We start from the raw sequence: 9,457 nt of genomic DNA on the forward strand, positions 1-9,457 counted from the left end.
ACGCCAGCCGGTTCAGCGGGAGTTGATGAACGTGACGAGTCGCTGGAGCCGTTGCATGTCCTTGGCGCCGCGCGCGTACGACGACACCGTGAGGGGCACGTCGAACAGCTTGCGCGTCACGGCCTTCGGCACGGTGAACTCCCGCAGGCCGTCCGGGCCGTGGATCCGCCCGAAGCCCGACGCGCCGCGTCCGCCGAAAGGCAGCGACGGCACGGCGGGGAAGGAGAGGACGTCGTTGACGCTCACCATCCCGGTCCGCATCCGCTCCGCGAGCCGGAGTCCGCCGCGGCGGGCGAAGACGGCGCCGCCGAGGCCGTAGGCGGAGGCGTTGGCCCGTTCCACGCCCTCCTCCGCGTCGGCGACCCGGTTCACCACGAGCACCGGGCCGAACGTCTCCTCCCGTACGGCCGCGGAGTCCTCCGGGACGTCGGCGAGGACGACCGGCCCGAGGACGTACGGCGGCCGCACCGACTCCGGTCCGCCGACCACCGCGCGGCCCCCGCGGGCGAGGGCGTCGTCGATGTGCCGTCGGATGACGTCCAGCTGCCCCGGCATCGTGACGGGTCCGAAGTCGGTGCCGGCCCGCAGCTCCCGGGCGCGCTCGGCACAGCGGCCGAGGAAGCGCTCGTACACCGGGGCGGCGACGTAGACCCGCTCGATGCCCGCGCAGGACTGGCCCGCGTTGCTGCACGCGCCCCACAGCGCCGACTCGACCGCCGCGTCCACGTCCGCGTCGGCGGCGACCACGAGGGCGTCCTTGCCGCCCAGTTCGAGCAGGACCGGGGTGAGGGACGGGGCGCAGGCGGCCAGCACGCGGGCGCCGGTCCGGGCGGAGCCGGTGAAGGCGATCTTGTCGACGCCGGCCGTGCACAACGCCGCGCCGGTGCCGCCGTCGCCGGTGGCGAGGACGAGGACGTCGTGTCCGGGCACCGCCTCGGCGAAGGTGTCCGCCAGCCAGGCGCCGATGGCCGGCGTGTACTCGCTGGGCTTGAAGACCACGGCGTTCCCGGCGGCGAGGGCGTAGGCGAGGGAGCCGAGCGGGGTGTGCACCGGGTAGTTCCAGGGGCCGATCACCCCGATCACGCCGAACGGCCGGTACTCGACCGTCGCGTACTGATTGGCCATGAGGAGCCCCGAGGGGACCCGGCGTCGCCTGAGGACCTTGCCGGAGTGGCGCGCGGCCCAGTCCAGATGGGTCAGGGCCGCCGTCATCTCGATGAGCGCGTCGGCCTTCACCTTGCCGTTCTCGCGTTCCATCAGGGCGATGATCTCCGGCAGCCGGCGGGCCATCACCCGCCGCCAGGCGAGCAGCGGCTGCCGCCGTCCGGCGTGACCGAGTCGGTCCCAGGCCGCGGACGCCCGCCGGGCCCGGTCCACCTTCTCCCGTACGCTGCGCTCGTCGTCCACGGGGAAGGTGCCGATCTCCTCGCCGGTGACGGGGTCGAGGGTGGCGAACCGCGGGAGGGCGCCCGCGTCGATAGCCGTCATGGGGGTGCTCTGCCTTTCGGAGGGAGCGGGGGAAGCCACGGGGCCGGACCGTGTCCTTCGGAGCCCGGCCGGGTCCGCGGCGTGGTGTCCGCGGGACGGGGGAGAGCCCCCGTTTCCTCGCGGTCCGGCCGGACGGCACCTTGACAGTGCTGTGGCACGGACCTAGCCTAAAACGAAACGATCCGTTCTGACCAGAGGTGCTGGAGACTTGATGCCGTCCCACCGTCCTCTGATACCGGCGGAGTTGACATGAATCGCGCTCCGGCCGGCCGCGCCGCACCTGCCCCGGGGTCCCGGCGCGAGCGGACGGAGGCGCACCGGGCGAGGCGGACGCGCGCCACCCGGGCCCACCGTGCCCGCGTGGCACCGCCGTGGCCCTGATCGCCCCGGTCGGCGCACACCCCGCACGGCGACACCGACCGGCCCGGGGCCCGAGGACCCGGCGACCGGGCCGGTGACCACCGACCAGCCGGTCTGCCGAGGCGGCCCGAGAGAAGAGGAGATCCCGGTATGGGGGAGAAGCGCACCCTGCACAGCGTCATGGCCCCGTCCGGCCCGCAACGCCGTGACCTGGAAGCAAGGAAGAGGATCCTCGCCTCCACGCTCAAACTCCTGAAGAAGGAGGGATACGCGAACCTCACCATCGGCGAGGTGGCGGTGGACGCGAAGGTCGGCAAGGCCACGCTGTACCGGTCCTGGCCCGGCAAGGCCGAGCTGGTCCTCGACGCGGTCCGCACCCGGCTCAAGGACGTCCCGGTCGACGAGACCGGGAACTCCACCGAGGAGATCCTGCGCGTCGCCCGTCAGGCCCTGGCCGACTTCTTCTGCTCACCCGAGGTCCAGGTCATCCTGCCCGCCCTGATCGCGGACACCGCCCGCAACCCCGAGCTGCGCGAGCGCCTGCGTGAGGACATCATCGAACCCCGGCGCGCCCGGGCCCGCACGGTCCTCGAACGCGCCATCGAGCGGGGCGACCTGCCCGCCGGCACCGACATTCCCATGCTCCTGGAGATGTGGGCGGGCGCGATGATGTTCCGCAGCGTCTTCTACGACGGCGCCTTCGACGAGGACGCCATCCAGCGCATGGTCACCGCCACCATGTCCTCACCCCCGAGGCTTCCGGAGGCCTGACCCCGAGGGGCGGTCACGGGAGCGGCTTCCTGACGAGTTGACGTCATCATCCTGCCATTCGCGCCCCCTTCGGCCCACTGGGAAATCCCCGAAACCTCACCGGTCACTTCCGTCACTTCCACGACCCGCCGGAGTGGCCCACACGAGAAGCGGATCCGGTACGACGCCGACGCGCGTCGTACCGGATCCGCTTCCCGCGTTCCTACGAGGGCACGGCCACCGGATCAGGACCCGACACCGGACGGGTCCGGAACTCGTGCTCGGCCGCCCGGTGGAAGCCCTTGCGGTCGTACAGCCGGCTGACGCCCAGACCGACGAGCAGGGCTCCGACCCCGTAACCGGCCACGACCAGCCACGCCCGCGCCGAGGCGTCGCCGCTGCGGAAGAACAGCAGGCTCCGCGCGGCCGCCGCGATGTGACGGGCCGGCAGCAGACCGCCGAGCGTATCGAGCGCGGCGGGCAGCGCCTCGACCGGCAGCGCCGCACCCGACAGCGGGATGCCGAGCAGGGTGAGGAGCAGCAGCGCGACCACCTGGCCCGGGGCGCCGAGCGCGGCGAAGAGCGCCAGGGTGACCAGGGTGACCGACGCGCAGGCCGCACCGCCGAACAGCACGAACTGCGCGGCGTCCGTCGCGTCCGCCTCCGTGATCGCCAGACAGAGCAGCGAGACGACCACACCCGCGGCGAAGCCCATCACCGCGCCCGGCAGGGACTTCGCCAGGAACGTCGCCGTCCGGGAGATGCGGACGGCGGGCAGCTGCCGGCGCCGGGGGCCCACCTCCAGCGGGACGTAGCCGAGCCGGGAGTCCAGCATCATCGTCAGCAGGGACGCCGGCACCAGACCGGAGACCAGCAGCGCGATGGCGAAGTAGAGCGGGACGGCCCCCGAGGCGGCCCCGCCGGCCGTACCGTCTCCGCCGGCCGTGGTACCGGTCGCGCCGCCGGCACCGGTCGCGGCGCTGGTGGCACCACCCGTGCTCCACACGGTCTCCTGCACCCCGACCGGGTCACGCAGCAGCGCCAGGAACCCGGCGGCCGGAGCGGCGGCACCGGCACCGGCACCGGGGGCGGGAGCACCGGCCGGGGCACCGGCCGCCGGAACACCAGCCGGCGTCCTCCCCGGCGTCGTCGCCTTGCCCGGCGCCGTGCCAGGCGTCGTCCCCGTGCCCTGCGCGTCGTCCTTGCCCGGCGTCGTCGCCTTCCTGTGTGCCTCGCCCTCGCCCTGCGTCTTCCCCGTTTCCGTCCCCGTCCCCTGCGCCGTGCCCGGCGTGGCGGCCTGGGCCGTCAGCGTCGCGCCCACCTGGAGCGACACCTGCGCGGCGGCCTTCCGCAGCACCTTGTCCGCCATGGAAGCGGCCACGCCGGCCGTCCCCGTGTGCCCGGCGATCTCCAGCGTCGGCCGCCGGGCGGCCGCGCCTCCGGGACCGCCGAGCAGCGCCAGCGCGCTGCGGCTGAAGTCGGCCGGGACGACGAGGGCGGCGTACGCCTCCTGGTCGTCGAGCAGCCGCCCGGCCTCCGCGCGCGTGGCGACGCGCTGCCACCGCACCCGACCGTCGTCGCCGGTCCGGGCGACCTCCTCGGCGACCCGGTCGCCGAGGTTCACCGTTCCGGTGGGCCCCGAGGCTCCCTGGTCCTCCGTCACGAGGACCACCGGGAGCCCGTGCAGATGCCCTTCGGGGTCCGCAGCGGGCCCCAGGTAACTGAGCGTCGACACGGCGGCGACCACGCAGCCGAGCAGTGTCAGAACCCAGGCCAGAGGGTGTTTCCAGACTGTCGCGGCCCGCATGGGGACCACCTTTCCGTGTTGTCGGTCGAGCCGTCCGGCACGGTCGCCGGGCGTCGGGCACGGTCGCCGCCGAGCGTCAGGCACGCCGCGCCCTCGAGGACCTGTCCTCCGGGCGCCGCAGGCCCAGTCGCTCCCGCAGGCCCCGCGGTCCGTCGGCGGCGCGGGCGAGGAGCTGCTCCTGGCGCAGCCGTGGCAGCACCTCGCCGGTGAGGCGCTCCAGCGCCGGACGGGCCGGAGGGCCGTCGGCGAAGGAGGCGACGAGGACGGCCGGCCGCTGTTCGGTGAGCAGCCGCCGGGCCCGCTCCGTCGTCTCGCCGGCCGGCTCCCGCGCGCCGATCCCGAGCACCGCGGCGCCGTGCCCGTGACCCGGGGCGCCGTCGGGCGCGAGCCGGTAGTCGTACGGGGCGGCCGGGCCCGCGGGCGCGGCCCAGGAGGTGACGACGACGGGGTGTCCCTGCGGCGGCCGGGCGATGTTCAGGGGCCCGGCGACCTGGAAGTGCGGACCCCGGTGGTCGAGGCGGTGCAGGGAGCCGGGCCTGAAGTAGACCCCGGACTCGGGGTCGTGGACGAAGGCGTCGTCGTCGAAGCTGTCCCACAGCCCGGTGAGCACCCGCAGGAACTCCTCGGCCCTCGCCGTCGCGTGGGCCGAGGGCACCGGCTGCCCCGCGGCGTCGGCCGGGTGCCGCAGGAGCACTCCGGCGCGGCCTCCGGACACGACGTCGAGCGTGGCCAGTTCGCGGGCGAGGTGGTACGGCTCCCAGTCGCAGGCCCGGACGTCCGCGACGAGGCCCACCCGGCTGGTCGCCCCGGCGAGCAGGGCGAGCACGAGGGTCGGCTCCAGCGCGCCGGGGACCCGGTCACCGGTGAGGACGACGGCGTCGGCGCCGGCCCGTTCGGCGTCGAGGACGGCCTCGGTGCAGCGCCGCAGCCCTTCGTGCGGGGCTCCGGCGTCGAGGACGGCGGGCAGGGCGACGAACAGCCGCGCGCCGGCGCCGGTACGGACGCCCCCGTCGGTCTGGGGCGTCCCGATGGTCTCGGACGTCCCGATGGTCCCGGGCGTCCTCCCGGCGGTCCCGGGAGTCCCGGCGGTCGCGGACGTCCCGGCGGTCCCGGACGTCCCGGCGGTCGCGGATGTCCCGGCGGTCCCGGGCATCTCGTCGGTCTCAGACACGGCGGCCTCCCCGGGCGAGCGGGTGGCGGGGGAGCCCCAGGTTCTCGCGCAGGCCGTGGCCCTCGTACGCGTCGGGGAACAGGCCCCGGCGGCGCAGTTCGGGGATGACGTGGTCCACGAAGTCCACCAGGGGGCCCGGCAGATAGGGGAACGAGACCATGAAGCCGTCGGCGCCGCGCTCCTCGTACCACTCCTGGAGGTGGTCGGCGATCGTCGCCGGCGTACCGGCGACGATCTGGCGGCTGAGGAAGTGCTCGGCGAGCCGGCGCACCGTCATGCCCCGCTCACGGCCCATGCGCAGGAGCAGCTCGCGGCGGCCCTCGCTGCGGTCGGTGGGCGGGATCTCGGGCAGCGGGCCGTCGAGGTCGTGCCGGCTGAGGTCGAGGCCGAGGTTCTCCTCCAGCCACTGCCGGGCCACGTCCGCGTGGACGAGCGCGCGCAGGGCGGCGACCTGTCGTGGCGCCTCCTCGTCCGTGGCCGTCACCAGCGGCCAGAACGCGGGCCACACCTGGACGTGTTCGGGACGGCGCCCGGCGGCGCGGACCCGCTCCTTGACGTCGGCGTAGAAGCGGCGGGCGGAGGCCAGGTCACGCTGGTCGGTGAAGACGACCTCGGCGTACCGGGCGGCGAAGGCGCGCCCCGCCTCGGAGGAGCCGGCCTGGAACAGCACCGGGTGTCCCTGCGGCGGTGCGAGGAGCGCGCGGTCGCCCGCGTGCGCCAGGTCCCAGCGGTGCCGTACGTCGTCGAGCACGGCGGCCGCGAGCTGGTAGCGCACGTCGTGGGGGACCGGTGCGCGGCCGAAGTTGGCGGCCTCCTGGGGCAGGACGGACGTGACGACGTTCCAGCCGGCGCGGCCGCCGGAGAGCAGGTCGGCGGTGGCGAACCGGCGGGCGAGCTGGGCGGGTCGCCAGTAGGTCGTGGAGCCGGTGGCGACCACGCCGATGTGCCGGGTGGCGCCGGCCAGTCCGGAGAGCAGGCCGAGCGGCTCGAAGTGGTCGGCCCGCGCGGACCGGTGGAGGCCCGGGCCGTCGCCCCAGGCGGCCAGCAGGTCGGGGCGGAAGAGGACGTCGACGCGTCCGCGCTCCAGCTCCCGGGCGAGGGTCTCGTGGAAGGCGTAGTCGAGCTGGCCCGCAGCGTGCGCCTCGGGATGGCGCCAGCCGGCCCAGTGGCCGCCGGAGCCGTGCAGGAGGACGCCCAGGGCGAGCCGCCCGGTGAGGGCGTGGGGCATGAAGGGTCTCCCGATGTCGAGAGGAACGGAGAGAAGGGTCCGCCGCTGATGCAACGCAACGGTGCGTTGCGATACTAGGAGTCGGTCACCCGCGACCGCAACGCATCGTTGCGTTTTGCTTGATACGGTGATCCACGATGACGGACGAGACGCGCACCCCGGGCAGGAGCGGCGGCCCCCGCCGCCGTGACGAGATCTTCGCGGCCTGCCTCGGCCTCCTGGCCGAACACGGCTACGACCAGCTGACGATCGAAGGCGTCGCCCAGCGGGCCGACGTGAACAAGACGACCATCTACCGCTGGTGGCCGTCCAAGTCGGAGCTGCTGCGCGACGCGCTCCTCACCTCGGGGCTGCTCGCCTTCGACCTGCCCGACACCGGCAGCCTCGCGGGCGACCTCGCCGCCCTCGGCACGCGCGTGCAGGACCTGCTCGCCGACGACCACAAGCGCGCGGTGGTCGAGTCCGCGCTCGTCGGCGCCGTACGTCACCCCGCCATGCGCGAGCTGGTCTCCTCGTTCCTGGAGGACCGCCTCGGACGGCACCAGCCGATCTTCGTCCGCGCCGTGACGCGGGGCGAACTCCCGGCCGACTTCGACCCGGCCCTCCTCGTCGACGCCCTCGCCGGCGCCCTCTGGCTGCGCGTCCTCGTCCGCCGCCGCGGCGTCACCGAGGGCTTCGCGGAGCAGCTCGTCACCCTCCTGATGAACGGCGCCGGCGCCGAGGCCCGGCCGGCCGCCACGCGCACCCCGGCCGTCACGCACACCCCGGCCGCCGGCACCGCCCCGGGCGGTGCCGGGTGAGCCGAGTCCCGATACGGTACGGGGCCCGCCCCTGCGCCCTCGTCGTCTGCCGCGGCTGCTGCTGCGGCGACGCCCGCAAGAACCCCGCCCAGGACCACGACGGCCAGCTCGCCCGCCTCCGCGAGGCCGCCGCGGCCTCCGGCGGCCGGCTGCTCGTCCGTACCAGCGACTGCCTCGGGCCCTGCGCGCAGGCGAACGTCCTCGTCGTCCAGCCGTCCACCGAAGGCCGCCGCCGCGGCGGCCGGGCCGCCTGGATCGGCTGGAGCGCCGACGCCGACTGCCTCGACGAGATCCTCGCCTGGACCGCGGCCGGCGGCCCCGGCATCGCCCCGCCACCGGCGACCCTCGAACTCCAGATGATCGACCCGCCGAAGAACTAGGCGTTCCCTTCCGGACCCGGGTCCGATGGCCCGCTTCCTCCGGCCCCGGCCGAGACCCGGAAGAGCCCGGCCGGCACCCGGAGGAGCCCGGCCAAGACCAGGAAGGGCGCGGCCGGGACCCGGAGGAGCGCGGCGGGGACCCGGAGGAGCCCGGCCAAGACCAGGAAGGGCGCGGCCGAGACCCGGAAGAGCGCGGCCGGGACCCGGAGGAGCGCGGCGGGGACCCGCACGGGACGGCTCACTCCGGAAACCGGCCGTCGGCCGGGGCCCGGCGCACCGCTCCTAGTGACCTGGTTTTGAGGTCGTGGGTCGCCACGTGAGGCGTCTGCTGTTTCAGATTGCGGGGTTCGCCTGCGGCAGGTCATGCGTTCACGCTGTCCTGTGTGCATGGGCGATACCCGGCTGGAACCTGTCGTGTTGTCGGACGTCGAGCGGCTGACGCTGGAGAACTGGGCCAAGCGCCGCTCGACCGCACAGGGGCTGGCCGTTCGCGCACGCATCGTGCTGGCGTGCGCGAACGGCTGGAACAACACCGTGGTCGCCGCGCGACTCGATGTCGGCAGAGACACCGTGCGCCGATGGCGCACACGGTTCCTGCGCGACCGCCTCGACGGACTCACGGACGAGCCGCGGCCCGGAGTGCCGCGGACCATCACCGACGCCCAGGTCGAAGAGGTAGTGGTCCGCACCTTGGAAGAGACACCGCCGGCCGGGACACACTGGTCGAAACGGGAGCTGGCCAAGGTCGTGGGGATCTCCCCGGCCAGTGTCCTGAGGATCTGGCACGCCTTCGGCCTCCAGCCGTGGCGGACCGAGACGTTCAAGATCTCCCCGGACCCGTTCCTGATCGACAAGATCCGTGACGTCGTCGGCTTGTATCTCGCTCCGCCGGCGAACGCCGTGGTGTTCGCGGTCGACGAGAAGCCACAGATCCAGGCCCTCCAGCGGACCGCTCCGGTCCTGCCGATGATTCCCGGAGTGCCCGAGCGCCGGAGCTTCGACTACGTCCGACACGGGACCGTCGACCTGTTCGCCGCCCTGAACACCGCGACCGGCAAGGTCATCACCAAGCTGTCCGCGCAGCACCGGGCAGTCGACTTCCGTGACTTCCTCGACGAGATCGACCGCCAGACCGAGCCCGGCCTGGCGGTCCACGTGATCTGTGACAACCTTTCCGCCCACAAGGCGCCCGTCGTGCACAAGTGGCTCCTCGCGCACCCCCGCTTCCGGCTGCACTTCACGCCGACGTACTCGTCGTGGATCAACCAGGTCGAGCGGTGGTTCGCCGAGCTGGAACGGCGCTGCCTCGCACGCGGGGTGTTCTGCTCACTCGACGACCTCAAGACCGCACTCGAAGAGTGGATCAAGGTCTGGAACGACCAGGCCAAGCCCTTCACCTGGACCAAGACCGCCGACCAGATCCTCGACCGCATCTGCCGCTACTGCGACAGGATCTCCGAACCAGTTCACTAG

General features: G+C 74.0%; 8 protein-coding genes. 4 read left to right on the top strand and 4 right to left on the bottom strand.

All coding sequences use genetic code 11. The features are described from left to right. Window positions 1–12 precede the first annotated feature (12 nt). The gene (locus tag ESG85_RS18870; RefSeq protein WP_128980764.1) at window positions 13–1,488 is read right to left on the bottom strand and encodes an aldehyde dehydrogenase family protein; all 1,476 of its coding nucleotides are present in this window, start codon (window positions 1,486–1,488) and stop codon (window positions 13–15) included. A gap of 510 nt (window positions 1,489–1,998) precedes the next feature. Between ESG85_RS18870 and ESG85_RS18875 the strand changes: the two genes are divergently transcribed. Then, entirely contained in the window at window positions 1,999–2,619 is a 621-nt protein-coding gene (locus ESG85_RS18875; RefSeq protein WP_128980766.1) for a TetR/AcrR family transcriptional regulator, read from the top strand. Between the two features lie 202 nt (window positions 2,620–2,821). Here the strand turns inward: ESG85_RS18875 and ESG85_RS18880 are convergent, their stop codons facing one another. The 3 genes from ESG85_RS18880 to ESG85_RS18890 all read right to left on the bottom strand — a co-directional run bounded on the left by ESG85_RS18880 (window position 2,822) and on the right by ESG85_RS18890 (window position 6,804). Continuing rightward, the gene (locus ESG85_RS18880; RefSeq protein WP_128980768.1) at window positions 2,822–4,405 is read right to left on the bottom strand and encodes an ABC transporter permease; all 1,584 of its coding nucleotides are present in this window, start codon (window positions 4,403–4,405) and stop codon (window positions 2,822–2,824) included. Between the two features lie 76 nt (window positions 4,406–4,481). Next, window positions 4,482–5,576, bottom strand: coding sequence for an LLM class flavin-dependent oxidoreductase (locus ESG85_RS18885; protein WP_281288058.1), 1,095 nt, complete (start codon window positions 5,574–5,576; stop codon window positions 4,482–4,484). Beyond that, window positions 5,569–6,804 (bottom strand): LLM class flavin-dependent oxidoreductase, encoded by a 1,236-nt coding sequence (locus ESG85_RS18890; RefSeq protein WP_128980770.1) that lies wholly within the window; start codon window positions 6,802–6,804, stop codon window positions 5,569–5,571. The genes ESG85_RS18885 and ESG85_RS18890 overlap by 8 nt, the downstream gene beginning before the upstream one ends. Before the next feature lie 137 nt (window positions 6,805–6,941). On the opposite strand from ESG85_RS18890, the gene ESG85_RS18895 reads away from it, so the two are divergent. From ESG85_RS18895 to ESG85_RS18905, 3 genes are all read left to right on the top strand, one after another. Then, the gene (locus ESG85_RS18895) at window positions 6,942–7,604 is read left to right on the top strand and encodes a TetR/AcrR family transcriptional regulator (RefSeq protein WP_128980772.1); all 663 of its coding nucleotides are present in this window, start codon (window positions 6,942–6,944) and stop codon (window positions 7,602–7,604) included. Further along, window positions 7,601–7,984 (top strand): (2Fe-2S) ferredoxin domain-containing protein, encoded by a 384-nt coding sequence (locus tag ESG85_RS18900; protein ID WP_128980774.1) that lies wholly within the window; start codon window positions 7,601–7,603, stop codon window positions 7,982–7,984. The genes ESG85_RS18895 and ESG85_RS18900 overlap by 4 nt, the downstream gene beginning before the upstream one ends. A gap of 387 nt (window positions 7,985–8,371) precedes the next feature. Then, window positions 8,372–9,457 carry an IS630 family transposase gene (locus ESG85_RS18905; protein WP_128979488.1) on the top strand — a complete coding sequence of 362 codons (1,086 nt, stop codon included), beginning with the start codon at window positions 8,372–8,374 and terminating at the stop codon, window positions 9,455–9,457.

The sequence above is a fragment of the Streptomyces roseicoloratus genome (assembly GCF_004117935.1).
Lineage (GTDB): Bacteria > Actinomycetota > Actinomycetes > Streptomycetales > Streptomycetaceae > Streptomyces > Streptomyces roseicoloratus.